Source organism: Brevibacillus sp. BD137 (assembly GCF_041644655.1).
Taxonomy (GTDB): domain Bacteria; phylum Bacillota; class Bacilli; order Brevibacillales; family Brevibacillaceae; genus Brevibacillus; species Brevibacillus brevis_D.
The window spans coordinates 1-21,192 of sequence record NZ_JAOTNO010000004.1 but is presented as its reverse complement, the minus strand read 5'-3'; the positions used below and the strand labels follow the sequence as shown (position 1 = coordinate 21,192).

The window sequence follows — 21,192 nt, the reverse complement described above, 5'->3', positions numbered from 1 at the left end:
CTTCGCCAATCATGCGGCGAAGCCATCGCTGTTCTGCTTATTTCAATACACGATTTTCGCCGAACCATTTTTCCGATATTTTTGCAGCTGTACCATCCTGATTCATTGCATCCAGTGCTTTTTGCAGCTCATTTTGCAATGCCTCGTTGCCTTTTTTGACGCCAATTCCATATTCCTCAGGCGACAGCGATTCTTCTAACTGCTTAAATGCTCCCGGCTCTTTTGCCATATAGTAATCGGCCACAATCTGGTCGATGATGACTGCTTCTACGCGACCGATCTTCAAATCACTCAGTGCCAGTACGTTATCAGGGAACTCGGTAATCGATTGGACCTGATTTTTGATCTCACTCGCATTAATCGCGTCAGCTGCGGAAGACAGCTTTTGTAAACCAATTGCTTTACCGGCCAAGTCTGACAGCTTGGTCAAGTTGCTATTTGCCTTCGTGACCACTACTTGTGCGTTTTTCAGATAAGGCTTGGTAAAGAGAACCTTCCCTTTTCTCTCATCTGTAATCGTATATCCATTCCAGATCAAGTCAATACGACCACTGTTTAGTTCAGACTCTTTTGCACTCCAGTCGATTGTTTGAAACTCAACTTGTTTTCCCATTTTTTCGCCAGCTGCACGTGCATAATCAATATCAAAACCGACTAGCTCATTTTTCTCATCCCGGAAACCCATTGGTGCAAACTTATCATCAATTCCGATAATCAGCTTATTCGCGTCAGCGCCAGTTTTTGCGCTGGAACAGCCCACTACCAACGAAACCACCGCACCCAACAACAATGACATCCATGCTATTTTCTTCATGGTGATGATCCCCCTCGTTTCCCTACTCTATATTTTACTCTGATAAAGTGGTAATACGTTAACAAGGTATCATGATAGCACATTAGCAAGGAATAGTCGATACTTTAGTAAACAAAAGCACCTTAGAAATATACGCCAAATAATTGGGGAAATGCCCGGCTACCTCCAACACGAAAAAGCCCTCCGCATTCAATGGAGAGCTTTTTCGTGTTGGAGCTATATAATCCGCTCCCTATCCTTACGCCTGATTGCACACTTTGATATATGAAACATTTCTCACGTTGATGACAACATCATCATACTGGAGCCATCCGTCGTTTTGATTAGCGACCATTTGAATGATCTCTTCCGGTTCCGTGGATTCGATGCTAATCGTTTCACCGCCTCCGGAAAAGTAGAATTGAATCACTTTTGCTTCCTTCATAATATCCCCTCCTATTCCTTCTAGTTATCGGATGGTTGGAAAATTTTTGTTACGGGTGATTTTTATGTATACTTTTGTTGCAGCCTATTTCCGTTTTGAATGTCTACCATCTCTGTGAAAAGGGGTTTGTTGAAAATGCCGGATTCGGTACACACGAGAAAAGGAGCAAGTAGAACCTCGCTCATCCCTGAAAATGTATTAGCACTCCTTCATGCTGGAGAATTAGAAAGCGTCAATTTGACTGAATGGCAGGCTGTTGATCATATTCATCTGTTACAAAGCGTTCTGCCTCATGTTCAACTGGGTGCGCATGTCTCCCCACTTGTTGATCAATTAGAAGAAACGGGATCTCGAAGCGGAATGAAAGCGATCCGTCTGATTGGACAAGAACTACTTGCGATCTTACACAAATCGGGTGAACCCACAGCTATGTCTCCCGTTTTCCTATCGTTAGCCAACCACAAGTCAGACAGTGTCCGTTGCTGGAGTACCTATATCATCGGCCTGGATAACAGCTTATCTCTCGAAGAAAAACTAAGGCAAATAAGAAAATTCGCGGCTGATCAACATTTTGGAGTGAGAGAGCTCGCATGGATGGCGATTCGAGATTCTCTCGTGCATGATCTGGACCATTCCATTCAACTCCTGAGCGAATGGGTACTTGATACCGATGAAAATATTCGGCGATTTGCGGTAGAAGCCACACGCCCACGAGGGGTCTGGTGTAAGCATATAGACGCATTGAGAAATGAGCCTGCTCGCTGCCTGCCTTTACTCACGCCAGTGAAGTCAGATGCCACTAAATATGTTCAAGATTCTGTAGGGAATTGGTTGAACGATGCCAGTAAATCACAACCAGACTGGGTGACGCAGCTTTGTGACGAGTGGCTAAGAATCTCGGATACAAAAGAAACGAAAAGAATTGTTACCAAAGCGAAAAGAACAATCATGAAGACCCAAACCGAACAGAAATGATGAACCGAATCACATATTTATCCCAATTTTATTTGTTGAATTCATTATCCGAGGAAAGTTTGCGCTTAATCGATCAATTAACCTCCTTAACCTCTTTCCCCCAAAATACGTGTATTCAAACACCAGAAACTTTTTCAGAGGGCTTCTACTTCATCAAACAGGGGAAAGTACGTTTATACAAAGTAAACCGGGATGGTCGGCAGTTCACATTCGATATCCTCGGAGATGGCAATGTGTTTGGAGAACTGGATCTCCTGTCATTAGGTACACGGGAGATGTATATAGAAACCATCGAAGCCTGCCTCATTTGTAAAATGAGCAAAGCAAAATTTGAGAGCTACATAATTGAACATCCACAACTAATGATGAAGATCATGAAGATCATTAGCGATAGAATGGTTTCGATCAGCCAAGCAGCCGAAAATCTTGCCCTTCTCCCTTTACAAGATCGCATTATTTCCACGTTAGTAAGGCTTGCCGACCAATTTGGTACTCCTTGCAGTTCTGCATTTCAAAAAATTGACTTACCTCTTTCCCATCAAGAGCTCGCCCATGTCGGGGCATCCCGGGAAGCTGTGACGGTAGCATTACGTGCTTTAGCAAGAGAAGAACTGATTCAAACAGGTTTTAAAACCATTTCCATTCATCGGGATAACATTTTAAAGAAGATGTAATCCAGTTTACATCTTTCCCTCCAAAAGAAAGATATCGTGAAGCTATGACTTCTACTATTCTTTCGAAAAAGAGGAGACGACATATGGATAAACCACATTTTCAGAGCCTGCGCGAAGAGCTAGATTTTACAACCATTCAAATAGCTGGCTTCCTCACTCGTGAAGTAACAGATGCATTTACAAGATCAATCGAGGAGCTGCGGACCTCTGGACACGCAAAGGGCTTGCCGATTGGTTCGATTGCGCCTGATTTCATGTTGAACGACCACACTGGCAAGACCATTACCTTGTCGGAAGAAATCGTAAAAGGTCCCATCGTCCTCACATTTTTCCGTGGATCCTGGTGCCCCTACTGCAATTTGGAGCTGCAAGCATACCAAAAACAGATCGATACGATTACCTCTCTGGGTGCCCAATTGTTTGCCATTAGTCCACAATCTCCTGCACACTCTCTGACTATGCAAGAGAAAAACGGATTGAGCTTTCCCGTGTTATGCGATACCAATAATCTGGTAGCAGAAAAATATAAACTCAGTTTCAGACTGCCCGATTATTTACAGGATACCTATCGATCATTGGATATTGATCTCAAGCATTTTAATCGTGACGATTCTTGGACGCTCCCCATTCCTGCTACTTATATCCTCGACAACCAGGGCGTAATCCGATTAGCATGCTTAGATCCAGATTACAAAGCGCGAACGGAGCCTACCCAAGTTTTAGACATTCTGCGTACCCTAACCTAACGCCTATGAATGAAGGACCAGTTGATATCACAACTGGTTTTTTGTTCGTCTATGATTTATGAACAATTAGTTTCTTTACCCTACCAAAACTTGACAAAGTATATCTTTTGGCTTATATTTTGCATGATTATGTCTAGCAAAATTCGACACAGTTTTACAAATTATGCTAATAAATGCAAAAGGCAAAGTCATCGAAAGGTGGCGACGCAAAACCACGGGTCTACAGTCTTTGACCATGATAGCCGGGTTGCCATCATCTTGGAACAATTTTTTTGATGTTGGTAGCTTCGGTTGTTCCATTTCGATGGAACGGCCTTTTTTTGTGTTTCGTTTTTTGAAAGGGGGATGAAAGCACTTTCATTTTTGCAACAGAATGGAAAAACATAACTTTTGGGACGTCAAACATACACAACACGGTAATCAGAAAACGATGGAGTGGAGAAGTTATGTACAAACAAGTAGAAACCGTACAAGAGTTAGCTAAATTTCATGAAATCAAAGAAACAGTATGGACAAGCATGGGCTTCGAGATGGAGTACGCGAAAGAAGGCTCCGCACAATTCCTCCTACTTGCCGATGATGGTGAAGCAGGTGGAACATTTGAAATGACGCCCTTTTCCAAATCAAGTGCTTATATGAAATCACTATTTCAGGATGTTGTTACAGAAGATATGAAAGTAATGGAGGTAGACAGTCTCGCTGTTTTGCCAAAATACCGTGGACAACTAGGGCAAAAAGGAATTTGCTTGATGATAGATTACGCTGAAAAGCATGGCTATACCCACGCAATCGGGGTAGCAGATCCAACTTTTTTTAAATTTATTAACACGAAGTATCAAGTAAAGGCGACTCAGACCAAAGATATTGTCTTTTACAAAGGGGCCAATGCCATTCCGACCCTCTTTCATCTAAAAGATGTCTATGACAATAAGCACGATCCGAAATATTCCTGGTACAATTCGTCGTCATCCAACCAAGTAAAAGTCGAGGTAGGTGGGTAACATGGATAACATTGATAACGTTGATTTATTGAGAAGAAGAAACAATTGGGTCGTAATCGTATTCGCAAGTATTATTACGGTTGTTCAGGTCTTAAACCTCTTTCTAGGCGTTTCGTACACATTCGTTTTCACAATACTGGGTATTTTGTATGGCGTGCTGGCACCTTTTACTTACATATCCAATCGCCCGCGCTTCCGTGAAAAAGCAGCTCCTTTCATGAAGTTTTTCAACTTCGCTGTAATCGGAATCTTCATGTTCATCATTGTTGGACTGGATCCGCATATGATCAATATCATGACCATTATGTTCTTTGTAGCAGTCATGGGGATTTATCAAGACCGACTCATCAATATTTTGACCATTGCATCGACATTAGGCATTGTCTCTTACTACTTCCTGACACAGAGAGAATTGATTTTCCATTCCACAAGCAATCTTGACCTGATGTACTTCCTGCTCACCTTCTGCTTCGTCTCTATCACGAGCATGATGCATGCTGTATTCAATAACAAGCTGCAAGAGGAAAGTGAGCAACAAAAGCAAGAAGCGATTGCCTCGAAGGAATCGTTGCAACGTGTTCTCGATCAGATCAATGAATCTCTCACCTCTATGCAAGACTATCAAGAGAATTTGAACAAGGTAACAGATGGTGTAAATGTTCGCGCTGTCGAAACCGTCGCTTCCCTGCAAGACATTATGGAGTCCTTTACGGTCCAGACCAGCAATACAGACGAGCTGCGTCGGGAAATGAGCTCGACGAATCTGCAAGTTGAGGACATGACCCGCTCTGTTACAGAAATGCATGAGTACGTAGAATCGACCAAAGAAGCCACTAGCGAGAGTGGAAAACGCATTGGCAACATCGGCAATGACTTTGAACGATTCATCACGGACATCCAAGGCACGAACCAGCTGATTCAAGAGCTCAATAAAGAAACCGAATCGATTGGGAAAATCATTCAAACCATTTCCGATATTTCTGCACAAACCAACCTGTTGGCACTCAATGCCACGATTGAAGCGTCTCGGGCAGGTGAACACGGCCGAGGATTTGCTGTCGTAGCAGATGAAGTACGCAAGCTCGCTGAATCCTCCAAGCTATCCTCCGAGTCGATCTCGAGCTTGCTCATGACCATTCGTGAAAAAATGAAGCTCGTATCGGATATGATTTCCGAGTCACAGACGTCTTTTGAGAAAAATAGCGAGGGCATCCTCGAAGTACAAGAAATGTTCACCAATGTAGACAACTACATGCAAAACTTCGCAGATAAAACGAAGAACCTGCAAGAGTTCATCGTCCATGTTCACAGCATGATTCAGGAAGTCGGCGCAAAAGTAGAAGTCAACGCCGACATTACCGACAAGAACAAAGAGAGCCTGGAAGAAGTGCTTGTTCTCGTTTCTGAGCAAAAAGACGAAGTCGTTAAGGTTTCTGGCGGCTTTGAGAAAATCGAACAGCAAATGCGTGGTCTCCATATGTAGCCTTCCTGCAACCGCCTTTTCAATGGCGGTTGTTTTCTATTTTCATTTTGTAACTGAATGAGCATATAATAAGAATATTCTGATATCATTCACTTGAAAGGAGGCACATCATTGATGGATGCACGAATCGAAACCAAAACGATTCAGACCGATCGATTGCTCGTTTCCTACCTGACAGCAGGCGTACCGGAAGGAGATCCGCTTCTCCTCATTCACGGCAATGCGTCAGCCAACTTGTTCTGGGATGATACCATTGCGGTTCTATGTGACCAGTACCGTGTATATGCACCTGATATGCGAGGCTATGGAGCAAGTGAAGCATTACCCATTGATGCGACACGCGGTTTGCGAGACTGGTCAGATGACCTTCATTCGTTTATTCGGGCATTGGACTTGCCAACACCTGTCCATCTTGCCGGCTGGTCGTTGGGTGGCGGGATCGCGATGCAGTTTGCCATCGATCACCCGCAGGAAGTCCGCTCTCTGATTCTCATCGCCCCTATGTCCCCTTACGGCTTTGGTGGAACCAAGGATATAGCTGGCAACCCGTGCTACAGCAGCTTCTCGGGCTCAGGTGGGGGAGCCGTCAACTCCGAGCTGGTCAAAAGGATTGCAGCCAAGGATATGGGCAATGAATCTCCCTCCAGTCCTCGCAATGTCATGAATCAGCTTTATTTCAAGCCCCCATTCCAAGTTGGCCCAGAGCAGGAAGACCGTTATGTGCGCGCCATACTCTCTACGAGAATAGGAGAGGACTTTTACCCCGGTACCTTTGAATACGTGAACGATTGGCCCGGCGTTGCTCCTGGAACGACAGGGATTACGAATGCGATTTCTCCCAAATACGTAAATTTGTCCGGTATTGTCCAGATCGAGCCGAAGTGTCCGATTTTATGGATTCGAGGTGTGGATGATGCCATTGTCTCGGATCAGTCGCTTGCTGATTTCGGTACGCTGGGCAAACTTGGCTATGTCCCCGGCTGGCCGGGGGAAGACGAATATCCCCCTCAACCGATGGTCTCCCAAATTCGTAACGTGCTTGAACAATATCAGCGCGCTGGTGGTTCCTATCAGGAGATTGTTATGGAAAATGTGGGGCACGCTCCACATATCGAGAAAGCAGAGGAGTTTATCGAGCTCATTCGAAAAACCGTCAGGGCATGACTCTGACGGTTTTATTTTGCGATTATCTCATTAGCTCTCCACGCTACTGATTATTCTATAGGATTATCGTGATAAGGGCTATTTCGGCGTTTCTTTCTCCACTTTCGATACCTTCAAGTTAAATTCTCTTTCCTGCTCCTCAATAATCGCTCGATCCTCTGCATTATCTCTTACTACTTTTTGCGTCAAAATCGATCCAACTGCCACCAGAAGCATGCATGCGATATAATACCCCTTTTCGTGCAGCTGAAGACCCGTCGCATTGTATAAACCGATGGAAAATAGCAGTACACCTGCACCCAATGTAAAGTATGCCAAGAAAGTGAAGGCTCCTGTGTTGCGCATCCGATGCTTTTGTGGATACATAGTAACACCCCTCACATTTTGTTCATCCGACTCATGCAAACAAATACAAGTCAACCGGACGATTTCTCGCCCGGTTGCTTCTATGGACTACCTCACAGCTTCTTTCTTGCCAAAGAAAGTACGCAATGCCTTGTATACCTCGCCCTTTTCCCGAATGACACAATGCATGAATTTCGGCTCCTTGATGTGGCGATACGCTGACATGAGGGTGCTGTGCCTATTATACTGATTCACTTCGCCATAGCCGAACATGTTGCATCTCTCTATGAGCTCTTTTACCAGCTTTACGCAGCGCTCATTGTCTGATGTGAGGTTGTCGCCATCGGAAAAATGGAACGGATAAATGTTGTATTGCGATGTCGGGTAGCGGCTATCGATGATCTCCAACGCTTTTTTGTAAGCAGAGGAGCAGATCGTCCCCCCGCTCTCCCCTTTCGAGAAAAAGGTGTCCTCTGTCACTTCCTTGGCATCCGTATGATGCGCAATGAAGACGATCTCAACCTTTTCATACTTGGTGCGTAGAAACCGTACCATCCAGAAGAAAAAGCTGCGGGCGATATACTTTTCAAACACGCCCATACTACCCGACGTATCCATCATCGCAATAATGACAGCATTGGAATGAGGCTTGATGATCTCTTCCCACGTCTTGAAGCGCAGATCATCATCGGTGATCCCCAGCTCCATATCACTGTAGCCTGCCAGCGCATTTCGGCGAATGGCCGCAATCAGCGTACGTTTTTTATCAATGTTACCCATCAAGCCCTTTTTCCTGACATCATTGAACCGAGTCTCTTCCACGACGATTTGTTCCTCGTCTTTTTGTTGAAGGTTCGGCAGCTCCAGCTCGGCGAAAAGCATCTCCTGCAATTCTTCTACGCTGATTTCAGCCTCATAGTAGTCTACACCTGGCTGATCGCCCGCTCCCTGACCCTTTCCTGGCCCTTGCGCCGGATCGCCGTCACGGGCTACGACATCGCCTACTTTACTGTTTCCTTTACCTTGACCGCCATGTTTTCCCTTTTGGAAGTTAAAACGCAATCGGTATTCATCCAGGGAGCGAATAGGGATCTTAATGACTTCCCGACCATTCGACATGATGATGTTTTCTTCGCTGACGAGATCGGGCAGATTTTTTTTGATCGCTTCTTTCACTTTTTCCTGGTGTCGATTTTGGTCCTGGTACCCTTTGCGGTGCAGCGACCAGTCTTCCCGGGAGACAATGAACGATGATTCATCTTTCATGCCGTCTCCTCCTAGCAACTGGCGCAATCTGCGCCGAATATGATTACGACGTGCCCCTCATGTCGCCAACGTTCTGTCATCTGTTCAACAGGCTTCCCACGTAGCGCAGCAACTCATTTGCGCAAACGGGGCAATATTGATGCTCTTCGATAAGACGCTTGGTGACCTCATTAATTTTCTTGAGCTGATGCTCATCCGGCGTTTTGTTCGAGGTCGTAATCTTGACGACATCCTTCAGATCGGCAAACAGCTTCTTCTCGATAGCTTCCCGTAGACGATCATGCGTGCTGTAGTCAAAACGCTTCCCTTTACGCGCGTAGGCCGAGATACGGATGAGAATTTCTTCACGGAAGGCCCGCTTGGCATTTTCCGAGATGCCGATTTGCTCCTCGATGGAACGCATCAGGCGCTCATCTGGATCCATCTCCTCACCTGTAACGGGGTCACGGATTTTGTTCATGTTGCAATAAGCTTCCACATTGTCCAAATAGTTATCCATAAGCGTTTTTGCCGACTCTTCATAGCTGTAGACAAACGCCTTCTGCACTTCCTTTTTCGCCAGCTCGTCGTATTCCTTGCGCGCGATCGAGATGAAGTTCATATACCTCTCCCGCTGCTCCTTGGTGATGGACGGATGCTGGTCAAAGCCTTCTTTTAGCGCCCGAAGAATATCAAGCGCATTAATGCACTCCGTATCGCGACGGATCAGTGCACTAGAGATACGGTTGATAACATAACGCGGATCAATACCGGACATTCCTTCATCGGCATGCTCGTTACGCAGCTCTTCCAGATCGGCTCCCTTGAAGCCTTCCACCGATTCACCGTCATACAGCCGCATCTTTTTCAGCAGATCGGCCCCTTGTTTTTTCGATTCTTTCAAGCGGGTCATAATGGAAAAGACTGCTGCTGACCGGAGCGCATGCGGTGCAATATGCACATGCCCCAAGTCGGATTGCTTAATTAATTTCGCATATATTTTTTCTTCGTCACTGACACGCAGATTATATGGCATCGGCATGACGATAATCCGAGATTGCAGTGCCTCATTTTTCTTATTCCCAATAAAAGCCTTGTACTCCGATTCGTTCGTGTGCGCAACAATCAGCTCATCTGCAGAAATGAGGGCAAAACGACCTGCCTTGAAGTTTCCTTCCTGTGTCAACGAAAGGAGATGCCACAAAAATTTCTCGTCGCATTTCAGCATTTCCTGGAATTCCATCAATCCGCGATTGGCTTTGTTCAGCTCCCCATCAAAACGATACGCACGAGGGTCGGACTCAGAGCCGTACTTCGTAATCGTCGAAAAGTCGATGCTCCCCGTCAAATCGGCAATATCCTGTGACTTCGGATCGGAAGGGCTAAATGTACCGATCCCGACACGATTGGCTTCGGAAAACAAAATCCGGCGAACAGGAAAATCCTCGATGCACCCTCCGTATTCGGTCTCCAACCTCATCCGGTTATAGGGCGTCAATTCTCCTTCAATCTTGATGCCTAGCTCTTCTTCTACCTCTGGACGTAGATCGTGCGGGATTAGATGAAGAGGCTCTTCGTGCATCGGGCAACCATCAAGTGCAAAGATCGCTCCGTCTTCCGTTCTGGAATACTCCTCCAGTCCCCGCTTGAGCATCGTCACGAGCGTAGACTTACCGCCACTGACAGGTCCCATTAAGAGCAAGATGCGTTTGCGGACATCCAGACGACGTGCAGCCGAGTGGAAATATTCCTCCACTAGGCGCTCAACAGAACGATCCAATCCGAAGATTTCTCGACTAAAAAATTGATACGAACGTGAGCCGTCCTCGTTCTCTTCAACCCCCGCGCTTTTAATCATGTTGTAGACGCGTGAGTGCGCCGTCTGGGCAATTTGCGGATTTTTACGTACTAGTTGCAAATATTCGGCGAATGTTCCTCTCCACATCAGGTTTTCTTCGCGGGCCCGGTGCTCAGCGATCCGTTTTAAAATGTCCATGTTCGACACTCCTCCCTCTTAAGCCCCTCTCTCTTCCCAACGACAATGTACTCTCATGTATATGTCCGCCTGCGGTCACGCATTCACGTGCAAGCCGTTTTCTCCGGTTGCCAACAGGCTCTTACAGCCTTTACATATGTGTATGCGCGACATCAGCACAAGTTTCAGCAATCTTCCCATAAAAATACGGCACATTGCTTTTTGGCGGCTTGGAAGATTACGGAATTGTAAGGTTTAACGAGCGTAGCTGTAAGTTGATTCGATAGTTTGTAATCCCTCTCCCCCTGTAAAATACAATCATAAGCAACATACACGGAAAGCCAATATGGATTGGCGTAAAATAACGGAGGAACGAACATGGACATCCAAACAGAACGCATTCAAGTGAAAAAAGGACTTTATTTAACCGGCATCGCAACCTTGGTGATTCTCTCGGTATTTATTTACCAAGCAGTGACAGGAATGGAACTCGATACAGGAGAAATACTGAGTGTGCCCATTTCGCTTTGTGCCTTCTTGAAACTCGTGAATGACCATCGAAAATTGTCACTTACGTAAGGGAGCAACAGTTTTAAGGCGTTTGCAAAGTGGGCAGGCTACGCTATAATGGGAGTAGTTTGTTTACGAAAGGGGCTGTCAAATGTGGGTACATTTATCGTAGCATTGGTCTTCGGAGCTTTTCTGTTTTTCATGCTGACAGCTGGCTACAACGAGGACAAAACCTGGAACATGTAAGAATCATCCAGGGAAAAAAGCAGGCTGCCTACTGTGGCAACCTGCTTTTTTTGTTTTCTTGTTATTTCTTATTCTCTTTCTTTTCTGCTTTTTTCGCTACGATTTCTGCCTTGATTTCTTTCGCGCTCTTGCCTGCTGTTTCAACGCCCCACTTATCAGCCTTTTCTTTCAGGTTCGTGAGCTGTTCTTGTTTCTTCGCTTCTTTTGCTACCTTTTTCTCAGCGTTTGCTGCTTTTTTTGCTACTTTTGCTTCTTGAATAGCCGCTTTTACTTCCTTCGCTGTTTTACCTGCCGTATTAACGCCCAGCTTTACAGCCTTATCGTTTAGCTTCGCGAGCTGTTCTTGTTTCTTCGCTTCTTTTGCTGCTTTTTTCTCAGCGTTTTCTGCTTTCTTTGCTGCTTTTGCTTCTTGAATGGCTGCTTTTATTTCCTTATTTGTTTTATCCGTGGTTTCGACGCCCCACTTGGCAGCCTTCTCGTTCAGTTTTACTCTGTTTTCTTCCTTTTTCTCCGCTTTCGAGTGCGTAGCTGTAGTATCCGCTGCTGTATCCGCCGCAGCCACAACAGAGATACCACTAAACAGCAAGGTAGCCATAACCAGAGACGAAACAAGTTTTTTCATGCAAGATTTCCTCCTTTTATTATGTAAAACGTGGTTGTACACCCTCTAGCCTACCTGATGATTTTGGGAAAAGTATGTGAAAAAGCAGGCTTGGCCATTTTTTCAAATGGACAGCCTGCTTCTCGGTTATACTTTCATAATTATTCCTTACCCTGCAAAGACACCGCTTTTTTCAGAAATCGCCGTAAACAGCTCTTCTAATGATCCCCGCTGATCGACCTGATACTGAGGCTCACCACGGTCTTCCATCCAATTGGTTACCAGAAACGTTTTCATTCCCAGCTTGGATGCGACCATGTCCTCCTGCATGTGATTGCCGACCATGACACAGTCTGTCGGCTCGACCCCAAGCTTTTGGCAAATCTCATTATAATAACCAGGATTCGGCTTCGTGAAATGCGATTCCTCGTAGACAGTGACCAACTCGAAATCATCCGGGGACATCCCGATCCAAGCGAGGCGATGGTGAATCGCATCCCGTGGGAAAACAGGATTCGTCGCTACTGCAACCCGAAATCCTTGCTCTTTGGCGGCAGCAATAATCTGCTTTGCCCATGGCGAAGGATACGTCAGGTGAGACAGTGTCGGAAACACATCGCGATAAAATGAATCGAACAGAGTCCATATTTCCTCCCGATCCCATTCACTGTGTTCCGTAAAATGTTCGATAAAAACTTGCTCGTTCGTCTTGTCAGGCTCTTGGTTCATGATCATTGCTTTGGTCGCATCCCAAACCAACGCCAACAGCTTTTCGGTATCGTACTTATCTCCGACATGACGTCCTACTTCAACCAAGTAACTTTTGACAAAGGGTTCTGTCTGCATCTCTAATAGCGTACCGTCCAAATCAAACAGGATGGTGTTCACAGTCATAATGGATCTCTCCCTCCCAAATGCCTTACGATAACGATGGAAAACCTAACTGGCGAAGTCCCTCAAACAAGACAATTGCTGCACAATTGGACAGGTTCACAGAACGGGTCGCACCGCTCATCGGGATACGAATAGTCTGCTCCCGATATTTTTCTGTCAGCTCTTCCGGCAAGCCCGTCGTCTCCTTGCCCAAGATAATGTAGTCGCCATCCTGGAAAGAAACGTCCGTGTACAACTTTTCCCCCCAGGTCTCCACAAAGTAAAAAGTGCCCGCACCTTCTCCTTGTGCCTCAACAAAGTGCTCGAAGCTCTCATGATGGTGAACGTTAACCGCATGCCAATAATCGAGACCAGCTCGCTTTAGGTAACGATCGTCTGTTGAAAATCCTAAAGGATGAATCAAATGCAGATGCGCTCCTGTCGCTGCACATGAACGGGCGATATTTCCCGTATTGGCAGGGATGAGCGGCTCATGCAAAACAATATGTAACGGCATATCTGAAAATCTCCTTGTAAATTGCGAACTTGTTACCAGTACATGTCCTATTATACCACCGTGCCCAGCTTCTGTAACAAATGGAGTGCCTGCTGCATCTAATCAGTAAACGTTGGCTATCGAAAGGAGTGCTGATTAGATGGGGACACCCGTTTCATTTCGGCGACGCCTTGTCGCACATGTGAGCATCCTGAGTTTGATCCTGTTAATCGCCGGTTGGATGTGGGTTGATTTTTCTTCGTTCCCTGCACTGGAAACATGGAGCATGCTTCTCGGCTATCTCTCATTTATTTTGATTGGCTGCACCCTATTGATTGGTCCACTTCAGTCCTGGCTCCCTGCTGGCTGGATAACTATCAGCTTGTCCATCCGCCGAGATATCGGCATATGGGCTGGGCTAACTGGACTGCTGCACGTCATTCTTGTGCTCGTCCTTTTTGAAAATGAGCCTCGCCTGATGATCATACATGAAAACCGTTCAGAAAAGGCTGATGGATGGCTGGGTCTGTTCTTTGTCGCTTCCTCTGATCCGACCATGTGGCCATCTCCCAACTGGACCCTTACAGGCGTTGCGAACTACCTTGGGCTGTTTGCCTTTTTCATTCTACTAGCCCTGTGGCTGACATCTTCTGAACTTGCAAAAAAATGGCTAGGTGGCTCCAGTTGGAAAAGGCTTCATCTCGCCAATCCTTGGCTTTTTGTCATCGTCTTGTTCCATGGCTTGATTTACATCCAATCCATCAAAGGAGAACCGCATACCTTTTCAGACATGCTCGTTTTCGCAGCAATGATTTGGCTGGTTCGCAGCATCGCTTTTATACGAAGAGCTTTTTATCGCAAGAGGTAATTACACCCCTCTTATATGAAAGAAGGCATAGCGCATGTTGGGCGTATAGGCTGTGGAATCCTCATATGCCCAGTAGCGCATGCTGCTATCTGTCGTATGGGCATTCACTAACGGCATCTGATTCGCGTCTTTTGCGACCACGATCGTATTGTGCTGAAAACGCCCATCTCCGTTAAAATCATAACAAATGATATCACCTGGGACCAATTCGGCCGCAGAGCTTTTCGTAACTGCCCGCATAGGTGCTCCACCCGACTTCAAAAGCAAATACAAGCTATGTGCTACCGTCCAGCTATAACTCCAAGAGGCGCCTTTTCCCGTGCGAATCCACCAGCCCTTGCCCATCTCTTTAGACATCAGCATAGGGATTCCGCCTGCGTGTAAACATTGCGAAATAAAGTTCGTGCAGTCATCCGTAAAACGAGGATACACAGGATTGGTCGTATTCCAGTAGCGTTCCGCGTACGCGACTGCATTTGCAGCGTTATACCCTCCCGCTCCATGCACGATCAGCATCGGTTGGTCGATGGCATCCTCGACGCCTGACACAACGATGATAGGCTCCTCCTCCTCTTCCTCGACCACCAATTTTTGATCACCATTCGACTCCCTTGCCCCGATAATCGACCACTTTTCGTTCGTTTTGAGCAACTGGAGCTGGAACAATCGTTTGTTTGCCTCTTTATACTTGGTTTGCTTGATCCCCAGCGTTTTATTTTCTTGCCATTGAACCGTTATTTCCATGGTGGCATCAGTATCTACCCAGCACATGGGCGTTACTTGTCCCTGGACAGCCAATAATTTGGCTCCCCGTTCTTCAGCTCTCCGCTTCTCACGGTTCAGTCGATTCCATTCGTCCTGTACGCCAGACTCTTCTGTGCAATAAAAGGGTAGCAGCCGCTCATACTTTCCATCCATAGATGACTGGTGAACTGCTTGAAAGTATTGCTGAATAAATTCACGCCACTCCACTTTCCCCTCCTCCTTTCCGCCTCCATACTGCGACAAAGCCCATGAACTGTTCATCTCAATGAAGAATATGTCGCTCGTGGAGCATTCAGAAGAAAAAGAAAAGCTGTCCGAGCAAGCAGACAGCTTTTTAGGAAGAAGCGTGAGCAAAAAGTGGACCTTCTTCTAGGGAAAGTAAATATTCTTTAATGGATAAGCCACCGCCGTACCCGACCAAGGCACCATTCGAGCCAATGACACGATGGCACGGTATAATGACAGGAATCGGATTACGATTGTTCGCACCGCCAATAGCCCGAACAGCTTTCGCCGCTCCAATTGCCAAGGCAATATCTTTGTAAGAACGAGTTTCTCCAAAGGGAATGTTCGATAGCTCATTCCAAACAGACTTTTGAAAGGGAGTTCCGTATAATACGGTTGGAACATCAAACGTCTTGCGTTTGCCTGCAAAATACTCTTCTAGCTGAATTTTTGCAGGCTCATTAATGGCATCGTTACGCGTAGGGGTAATCCCTACGAACGTTTTTTTGCACCAGCGCACAAGCGGCGCCAATCCGTCTTGTTCATTGGCAAACTGAATGTAGCATAGCCCTTCTTCTGTAGAAGCCAAGAGCAATGGTCCAATCGGTGAATCCATCATGGTATAGCCTAATTCCTTTGCCATTTAACGTCCTCCCTCTCTTCTTCAAACTAAGCCTGTTCACGAATCATGCTCATGCCTTTTTCTATCTCTTCCACCACTTCGGGTGACGCCTCTTTTGCTTTTGCGGTAATGAGCGCGTCTTGTGCCTGCTCTCCCCCGATTTTTCCGAGCGCCCATGCAGCAGTTCCCCGGATGACTGGACGAGGGTCTTCAAACAAAAGACGCTCCAAATGAGGAACAGCCGTCCGATCCTTGAAATGGGCAAGTGCTAGTATGGCATTGCGCTGAATGGGCTTTTTGCCCCGCCAAGATGACGAGGATTGTCCGAACTTTTCCTTGAACTCTTTATTGCTCATCTGAAGCAGCGGAATCAATAAAGGCTTCGCAATCTCCGGATCAGGCTGAAATTCAGCATGATGGTCGTTGTCGATGCGACGATTCTTCGGACATACCGTCTGACAAGTGTCGCAACCATACAGCCGATTCCCGATTTTCCCACGGAATTCATCTGGAATAAAGTCTTTCACCTGTGTCAAATAAGCTACACATCGCTGTGCATCAAGCTGCCCGCCCTGAATCAAGGCTCCGGTCGGACAAGCGTCTACACATATATTACAGTCGCCACAGCCTTCTTCGATTGGGTGATCGCTTGGCAACGGAAGATTCGTTACAAGCTCCCCCAAGTACACCCATGATCCGAACTCCGGCGTTATGATGGCGCAGTTTTTTCCTACAAACCCAATCCCAGCTCGCTCGGCTACCGCACGATCAGACAGTGCTCCCGTATCTACCATGGATTCGATCCGAGCCCCTGGCTCCAGCTCCATAATGAATCGCGTCAGCTTGTCCAGCTTGTCGCGCAGAACGTGATGGTAATCGGTTCCCCATGCTGCACGGCACAAGATTCCCCGATACGCACCAGGCTCTGACTTTGGTGAATTTTTGAGCTTGGAAGGATAGGCCAGTGCTATTGAAATCAGCGAACGTGCCCCGTCCAACAACAGTTCCGGGTTCGTCCTCTTTTCTAAATCAGGCTCTTCAAATCCAGATTCATAACCCTTTTCCCGATGTACAAGAAGCCGTTCTTTTAAGGTCGTGAATGGATCGGCACTGGCAAACCCGATCTTATCGATTCCGATTTCCTTTGCATAATCAATGATGGACTGCTTTGTCTGCTCCCAGTACAGCAAGTCGTTCACAGTTGTTTAATCGCTCCTGTCGCCAATTCGTCGCAGCGGTTATTCCATTTGTTGTCGGCGTGTCCTTTGACTTTCACGTACTCTACCTTGTGGGTGTCCATCAATTGCAGCAGTTCTTTCCATAAGTCCTGATTTTCCACCTGCTGGCCTTTACTATTTTTCCAGCCGTTTTTCAGCCAGCCTTTATACCAGCCTTGCTTGAAACAGTTGACCAAGTATGCACTATCACTGGACAGCGTCACCTTACAAGGCTCCTTCAGTGTAGAGAGCGCCTTGATGGCCGCCATCAGCTCCATTCTGTTATTCGTTGTATGTGGTTCGGCACCGGACATTTCCTTGATGTGTTGGCCGTACATCAGTACAGCTCCCCAACCACCCGGTCCTGGATTGCCGGAACAAGCTCCATCTGTATAAATCTCAACCTCACGCATCGTCATCGTCAGGATTCCCTCCTCTGTTCTCTTCTATTGTATCGAAGCTTAGTCGCTTCCACAAAAATTTTTTGTTATACTACCAAAAATAGGTTCAGTAAGGAGTGTCTATCGATGAAGGTTCAGCTAGATCCTTCCGTGTCCGAGCGTCTGCCGCAATTTTCTCTCGGCATTTTACAATACAGCAATGCTTCCGTCAGTGACTCCCCCAAAATGCTACAGGGACGTATCAATTATTATGTGGAGAGCTTGCGGCTGGATCACGACACCGCAAACCTGACAGAAATAGAAGGCATCCGCGAGTGGAGAGCCTGCTTTAAGCAAGTTGGTATCGATCCGTCCAGATACCGCCCCTCCTCCGAGGCATTGCTTCGCCGGCTGTTGCAGGGAAATCCTTTTTTCTGGATCAACAGCGCCGTTGATGTGAATAATTTTTTCTCGGTTTTGCACGCGCTTCCGTTCGGGATTTATGACGTCAATCACTTAGCGGGTGATATCACTTGTCGACTCGGCCACACCGAAGATGTTTATGAAGGATTAAATGGACGCGAAGTCAACATGGAAGGAAAACTACTGCTCGCCGATGGTAACGGCGCATTTGGGAGTCCCATTGTCGATTCCAAACGTTCATGCGTAACGGAACAAAGCCGCGCTCTCCTTCAGGTCATCTTCTTCCATGAAAAAATGGAACCATCTAAAAAAGAAGAAATCGTAGGTTCAGTTGGTCGCATGTTTACGGAAATCAACGGTGGCGAGCTGACTCACTCCTCTATCGTTACTGCCTAAGAAAAAGACGGCCTGTCATGCAGCCTGGCCGTCTTTCTTTACGCTATCTTCTTCCTTTTTTCTAAAAACGATATGTTCCAGGACCAGGCACACAATAACGCCGAGCAATAAGCCATTTCCGAACAAGAAGCTAGCTAATGCAGGGAGTTTCTGCCAAGCTACAGCAGGTACGAACATGACTCCGATCCCGACCAAAAGCGAGCTACCCCCAACAATTATCGTACGTTCGTCCATCTTCACATTTACGTAATCCTTCAACCCGAAGCCCAGTAGTTGCGTATAGGAAATGAACATGGCTGCATATGCCACTGGAGTAGGCAAAGCTGCCAAAAAGTGAGCAACAGTGGGAATCAGCCCAATCAGCATCATCCCCAGCATTGCAATCACAAAAGGCAGGCGCGAAGCCATTTTCGTCGTTTGAATAACAGCTGCTGCCAAGGAAAGTGGAATCATACCTACCACACCGCTCAAGCCTGACAGGAAATGGGATACCCCAGTAAAAATACCACCGCGATTGTACTGCTTTTCAGTAGGCACCGTATCTGTCGCTTTTCCCATAACCGACAAACTCGTCATGAGGTTTGTCAACAGTACGAATCCTGTCAGCATACTTGTTAATACAACGCCCCAATCCCAGCGTGGGGGTCCCCAAAAGAAAATAGAAGGCCAGGAAAATAATTGCTCAGTAGGTCGGACAGGTTCTGTCCATCCAAGAAGCGCGTACACGATCCAGCCCCCAACCATGCCAAACAAAACGGCAAAACTGGAGAATCTCTTCGTCCGCATAATGAACACAACAAGGGCTACGATCCCTATGGACACAAGTGCTACACCCGGTTGTACCTCTCTAGAATGCTGAAAACCAATGCCGAGCATGCCCGTGAGAATGTTACTACACAAAGAAACAGCAAGTAAAATCATATACGTACCTGAAACCAAAGGCGTAAACCACTTCTGTAATTTCCCAATCCAGCCTAATAGGCCAAAAATGAAAAAGAGTAGACCTGCTAATATCATACCCACTTGAAAGGATTGACCAATTTCTTGTGGATGGAGACCCATGCTCGTTCCGAGTTGAGCCAAAATGATAAAGATCCCCCACCATAATCCAGCCGGACCTTCTATCATCGGATAACGGTGTCCAATCCAAACTTGCAGTAGTGACGCGAGTCCAATGTAAAACATGGTCTGCTGCATCAGCTTTCCAATTTCATCAGCCTGCAAGCCGTACATATCTCCAATCATTAGTGGTACCGCCACACTGCTGGAAACAGTTACGATCATCCATTGTAATACAGACAGCGTTGTAATCCCCATTGGCGGCTTGTCTTGCAGTTTGTAAAACACATCAACCACCTCGTCTTTTTGCGTACACAAGTTGTCTATTTCCCTGTCTACACTATGTGCATATTAAAGCAGAAAAAAACCCCAATCATCAAGATATCTTGACATTCAGGGTTAGCCTGTAAAAGTATGGTGCCGGTGAAGGGACTTGAACCCCCACGGTTTCCCTCACGATTTTGAGTCGCGCGCGTCTGCCATTCCGCCACACCGGCAAATATTTTGGAGGAGGCACCCGGATTTGAACCGGGGGTGAGGGTTTTGCAGACCCGTGCCTTACCACTTGGCTATGCCTCCATGATATAAGGTAAAACAATTTGAGAAATGGAGCGGACGAAGGGTCTCGAACCCTCGACCTTCGCCTTGGCAAGGCGACGCTCTACCAATTGAGCTACGTCCGCATTTTAATGGCTGGGGTACTAGGATTTGAACCTAGGAATGACGGAGTCAAAGTCCGTTGCCTTACCGCTTGGCTATACCCCAATAAGTAATCCCCAACTATAAATTTATGGGGCGATCGATGGGACTTGAACCCACGAGTGCCGGAGCCACAATCCGGTGCGTTAACCCCTTCGCCACGACCGCCATGATTACTACTATTGTTTTGAAAAATGGCAGGGGCAGTAGGAATCGAACCCACACCAAAGGTTTTGGAGACCTTCGTTCTACCGTTAAACTATGCCCCTATAAAGGTGGCTCGGGACGGAATCGAACCGCCGACACGAGGATTTTCAGTCCTCTGCTCTACCGACTGAGCTACCGAGCCTTATAATCCATGCTTTACGCGCCAATTTCAATTGTTTAGAAATGGCGGAGCTGACGGGACTCGAACCCGCGACCTCCGGTGTGACAGACCGGCGTGAACTCCAACTTCACCACAGCTCCATATTTGTTTGCACCCACTAGGTGCTCCGATCCTACTTGATTAAGTAGAGCCAGTAGAAAATTTGGTTGCGGGAGCAGGATTTGAACCTGCGACCTTCGGGTTATGAGCCCGACGAGCTACCGAGCTGCTCCATCCCGCGATAGTCAGGACGACTGAGTGTCAGTGTTGCCACAGAACGTGGCGCTTTTAGCTGACCTTCCTTGCCCTTGATATAAGTGGTGGAGGCTGACGGGATCGAACCGCCGACCCTCTGCTTGTAAGGCAGATGCTCTCCCAGCTGAGCTAAGCCTCCAAATCACCTACAAATATGTAGGGATTTTTCTAGGTGACCCGTAGGGGATTCGAACCCCTGTATGACAGCGTGAAAGGCTGCTGTGTTAAACCGCTTCACCAACGGGCCAAGATGGCGGATGGAGTGGGATTTGAACCCACGAGACGGTTCGACACCGCCTACACGATTTCCAATCGTGCTCCTTCGGCCGCTCGGACATCCATCC

At 46.7% G+C, this 21,192-nt stretch carries 22 protein-coding genes, 12 tRNA genes and 1 riboswitch; of the genes, 9 read left to right on the top strand and 25 right to left on the bottom strand.

Going from position 1 to position 21,192, the window contains the following annotated elements; genetic code table 11:
• Positions 1-37 precede the first annotated feature (37 nt).
• Together ODZ53_RS10080 and ODZ53_RS10075 are read right to left on the bottom strand one after the other, a co-directional pair.
• On the bottom strand, positions 38-814 hold the full coding sequence (locus ODZ53_RS10080; protein ID WP_372676834.1) for an amino acid ABC transporter substrate-binding protein: 777 nt from the start codon (positions 812-814) through the stop codon (positions 38-40).
• Between the two features lie 238 nt (positions 815-1,052).
• On the bottom strand, positions 1,053-1,238 hold the full coding sequence (locus ODZ53_RS10075; RefSeq protein ID WP_012684817.1) for a hypothetical protein: 186 nt from the start codon (positions 1,236-1,238) through the stop codon (positions 1,053-1,055).
• A gap of 135 nt (positions 1,239-1,373) precedes the next feature.
• On the opposite strand from ODZ53_RS10075, the gene ODZ53_RS10070 reads away from it, so the two are divergent.
• The 6 genes from ODZ53_RS10070 (at position 1,374) to ODZ53_RS10045 (ending at position 7,281) form a co-directional block, all read left to right on the top strand.
• Entirely contained in the window at positions 1,374-2,213 is an 840-nt protein-coding gene (locus tag ODZ53_RS10070; protein WP_372676833.1) for a DNA alkylation repair protein, read from the top strand.
• Positions 2,213-2,887, top strand: a complete 675-nt coding sequence (locus ODZ53_RS10065; protein ID WP_372677403.1) for a Crp/Fnr family transcriptional regulator — start codon at positions 2,213-2,215, stop codon at positions 2,885-2,887. Before ODZ53_RS10070 ends, ODZ53_RS10065 begins: the two co-directional genes overlap by 1 nt.
• A gap of 83 nt (positions 2,888-2,970) precedes the next feature.
• Positions 2,971-3,633: a peroxiredoxin-like family protein gene (locus tag ODZ53_RS10060; RefSeq protein ID WP_064201657.1), complete on the top strand. Its 663-nt coding sequence runs from the start codon at positions 2,971-2,973 to the stop codon at positions 3,631-3,633.
• A gap of 171 nt (positions 3,634-3,804) precedes the next feature.
• Positions 3,805-3,888, top strand: a riboswitch (cyclic di-GMP riboswitch).
• Positions 3,889-4,079: 191 nt separating this feature from the next.
• Positions 4,080-4,634: a GNAT family N-acetyltransferase gene (locus ODZ53_RS10055; RefSeq protein ID WP_372676832.1), complete on the top strand. Its 555-nt coding sequence runs from the start codon at positions 4,080-4,082 to the stop codon at positions 4,632-4,634.
• Entirely contained in the window at positions 4,627-6,117 is a 1,491-nt protein-coding gene (locus tag ODZ53_RS10050; RefSeq protein WP_372676831.1) for a methyl-accepting chemotaxis protein, read from the top strand. Before ODZ53_RS10055 ends, ODZ53_RS10050 begins: the two co-directional genes overlap by 8 nt.
• 114 nt (positions 6,118-6,231) lie before the next feature.
• Positions 6,232-7,281, top strand: a complete 1,050-nt coding sequence (locus tag ODZ53_RS10045) for an alpha/beta fold hydrolase (RefSeq protein ID WP_372676830.1) — start codon at positions 6,232-6,234, stop codon at positions 7,279-7,281.
• Between the two features lie 78 nt (positions 7,282-7,359).
• Here ODZ53_RS10045 and ODZ53_RS10040 read toward each other — a convergent pair whose 3' ends face one another.
• From ODZ53_RS10040 to ODZ53_RS10030, 3 genes are all read right to left on the bottom strand, one after another.
• On the bottom strand, positions 7,360-7,647 hold the full coding sequence (locus tag ODZ53_RS10040) for a YiaA/YiaB family inner membrane protein (protein ID WP_012684813.1): 288 nt from the start codon (positions 7,645-7,647) through the stop codon (positions 7,360-7,362).
• Between the two features lie 87 nt (positions 7,648-7,734).
• Positions 7,735-8,892: a sporulation protein YhbH gene (gene yhbH / locus ODZ53_RS10035; protein WP_012684812.1), complete on the bottom strand. Its 1,158-nt coding sequence runs from the start codon at positions 8,890-8,892 to the stop codon at positions 7,735-7,737.
• A gap of 76 nt (positions 8,893-8,968) precedes the next feature.
• Positions 8,969-10,867, bottom strand: coding sequence for a PrkA family serine protein kinase (locus ODZ53_RS10030; RefSeq protein ID WP_142495164.1), 1,899 nt, complete (start codon positions 10,865-10,867; stop codon positions 8,969-8,971).
• A gap of 357 nt (positions 10,868-11,224) precedes the next feature.
• Between ODZ53_RS10030 and ODZ53_RS10025 the strand changes: the two genes are divergently transcribed.
• Positions 11,225-11,425 (top strand): hypothetical protein, encoded by a 201-nt coding sequence (locus tag ODZ53_RS10025; RefSeq protein ID WP_012684810.1) that lies wholly within the window; start codon positions 11,225-11,227, stop codon positions 11,423-11,425.
• A 238-nt stretch (positions 11,426-11,663) separates the two neighbouring features.
• Here the strand turns inward: ODZ53_RS10025 and ODZ53_RS10020 are convergent, their stop codons facing one another.
• The 3 genes from ODZ53_RS10020 to trmL all read right to left on the bottom strand — a co-directional run bounded on the left by ODZ53_RS10020 (position 11,664) and on the right by trmL (position 13,593).
• On the bottom strand, positions 11,664-12,224 hold the full coding sequence (locus ODZ53_RS10020; RefSeq protein WP_372676829.1) for a hypothetical protein: 561 nt from the start codon (positions 12,222-12,224) through the stop codon (positions 11,664-11,666).
• Between the two features lie 147 nt (positions 12,225-12,371).
• Positions 12,372-13,097, bottom strand: coding sequence for an HAD family hydrolase (locus tag ODZ53_RS10015; RefSeq protein WP_372676828.1), 726 nt, complete (start codon positions 13,095-13,097; stop codon positions 12,372-12,374).
• Between the two features lie 25 nt (positions 13,098-13,122).
• Positions 13,123-13,593 (bottom strand): tRNA (uridine(34)/cytosine(34)/5-carboxymethylaminomethyluridine(34)-2'-O)-methyltransferase TrmL, encoded by a 471-nt coding sequence (gene trmL / locus ODZ53_RS10010; protein WP_173606470.1) that lies wholly within the window; start codon positions 13,591-13,593, stop codon positions 13,123-13,125.
• A 139-nt stretch (positions 13,594-13,732) separates the two neighbouring features.
• On the opposite strand from trmL, the gene ODZ53_RS10005 reads away from it, so the two are divergent.
• Complete coding sequence (locus tag ODZ53_RS10005; protein ID WP_372676827.1) at positions 13,733-14,440, top strand: ferric reductase-like transmembrane domain-containing protein; 708 nt, start codon at positions 13,733-13,735, stop codon at positions 14,438-14,440.
• Here ODZ53_RS10005 and ODZ53_RS10000 read toward each other — a convergent pair whose 3' ends face one another.
• From ODZ53_RS10000 to rnhA, 4 genes are all read right to left on the bottom strand, one after another.
• Positions 14,441-15,412 (bottom strand): amidase domain-containing protein, encoded by a 972-nt coding sequence (locus ODZ53_RS10000; protein ID WP_199928535.1) that lies wholly within the window; start codon positions 15,410-15,412, stop codon positions 14,441-14,443. It lies immediately after the preceding gene.
• 127 nt (positions 15,413-15,539) lie between these two features.
• Positions 15,540-16,073 carry a methylated-DNA--[protein]-cysteine S-methyltransferase gene (locus tag ODZ53_RS09995; protein ID WP_372676826.1) on the bottom strand — a complete coding sequence of 178 codons (534 nt, stop codon included), beginning with the start codon at positions 16,071-16,073 and terminating at the stop codon, positions 15,540-15,542.
• 26 nt (positions 16,074-16,099) lie between these two features.
• A complete protein-coding gene (gene queG, locus ODZ53_RS09990; protein WP_372676825.1) occupies positions 16,100-17,251 on the bottom strand; it encodes a tRNA epoxyqueuosine(34) reductase QueG in 1,152 nt (383 codons plus the stop codon).
• Positions 17,248-17,682 (bottom strand): ribonuclease HI, encoded by a 435-nt coding sequence (gene rnhA, locus ODZ53_RS09985; protein ID WP_026134128.1) that lies wholly within the window; start codon positions 17,680-17,682, stop codon positions 17,248-17,250. The genes queG and rnhA overlap by 4 nt, the downstream gene beginning before the upstream one ends.
• A 114-nt stretch (positions 17,683-17,796) precedes the next feature.
• On the opposite strand from rnhA, the gene ODZ53_RS09980 reads away from it, so the two are divergent.
• The gene (locus tag ODZ53_RS09980) at positions 17,797-18,468 is read left to right on the top strand and encodes a B3/B4 domain-containing protein (RefSeq protein WP_087344112.1); all 672 of its coding nucleotides are present in this window, start codon (positions 17,797-17,799) and stop codon (positions 18,466-18,468) included.
• A 15-nt stretch (positions 18,469-18,483) separates the two neighbouring features.
• On the opposite strand, the gene ODZ53_RS09975 is transcribed toward ODZ53_RS09980, so the two are convergent.
• The 13 genes from ODZ53_RS09975 to ODZ53_RS09915 all read right to left on the bottom strand — a co-directional run bounded on the left by ODZ53_RS09975 (position 18,484) and on the right by ODZ53_RS09915 (position 21,192).
• Positions 18,484-19,815, bottom strand: coding sequence for a purine/pyrimidine permease (locus tag ODZ53_RS09975; protein WP_372676824.1), 1,332 nt, complete (start codon positions 19,813-19,815; stop codon positions 18,484-18,486).
• A gap of 127 nt (positions 19,816-19,942) precedes the next feature.
• Positions 19,943-20,024, bottom strand: a tRNA-Leu gene (locus tag ODZ53_RS09970).
• A gap of 8 nt (positions 20,025-20,032) precedes the next feature.
• Positions 20,033-20,106 (bottom strand) — tRNA-Cys (locus tag ODZ53_RS09965).
• A 28-nt stretch (positions 20,107-20,134) separates the two neighbouring features.
• Positions 20,135-20,210 (bottom strand) — tRNA-Gly (locus ODZ53_RS09960).
• Between the two features lie 7 nt (positions 20,211-20,217).
• Positions 20,218-20,292, bottom strand: a tRNA-Gln gene (locus tag ODZ53_RS09955).
• Positions 20,293-20,318: 26 nt separating this feature from the next.
• Positions 20,319-20,394 (bottom strand) — tRNA-His (locus ODZ53_RS09950).
• A gap of 27 nt (positions 20,395-20,421) precedes the next feature.
• Positions 20,422-20,495 (bottom strand) — tRNA-Trp (locus tag ODZ53_RS09945).
• A 7-nt stretch (positions 20,496-20,502) separates the two neighbouring features.
• Positions 20,503-20,575: transfer RNA gene (locus ODZ53_RS09940), tRNA-Phe, on the bottom strand.
• A 42-nt stretch (positions 20,576-20,617) separates the two neighbouring features.
• Positions 20,618-20,694, bottom strand: a tRNA-Asp gene (locus ODZ53_RS09935).
• Between the two features lie 63 nt (positions 20,695-20,757).
• Positions 20,758-20,834: transfer RNA gene (locus ODZ53_RS09930), tRNA-Met, on the bottom strand.
• A 77-nt stretch (positions 20,835-20,911) separates the two neighbouring features.
• Positions 20,912-20,987, bottom strand: a tRNA-Val gene (locus tag ODZ53_RS09925).
• Between the two features lie 34 nt (positions 20,988-21,021).
• Positions 21,022-21,095, bottom strand: a tRNA-Glu gene (locus ODZ53_RS09920).
• Positions 21,096-21,099: 4 nt separating this feature from the next.
• Positions 21,100-21,192 (bottom strand) — tRNA-Ser (locus tag ODZ53_RS09915).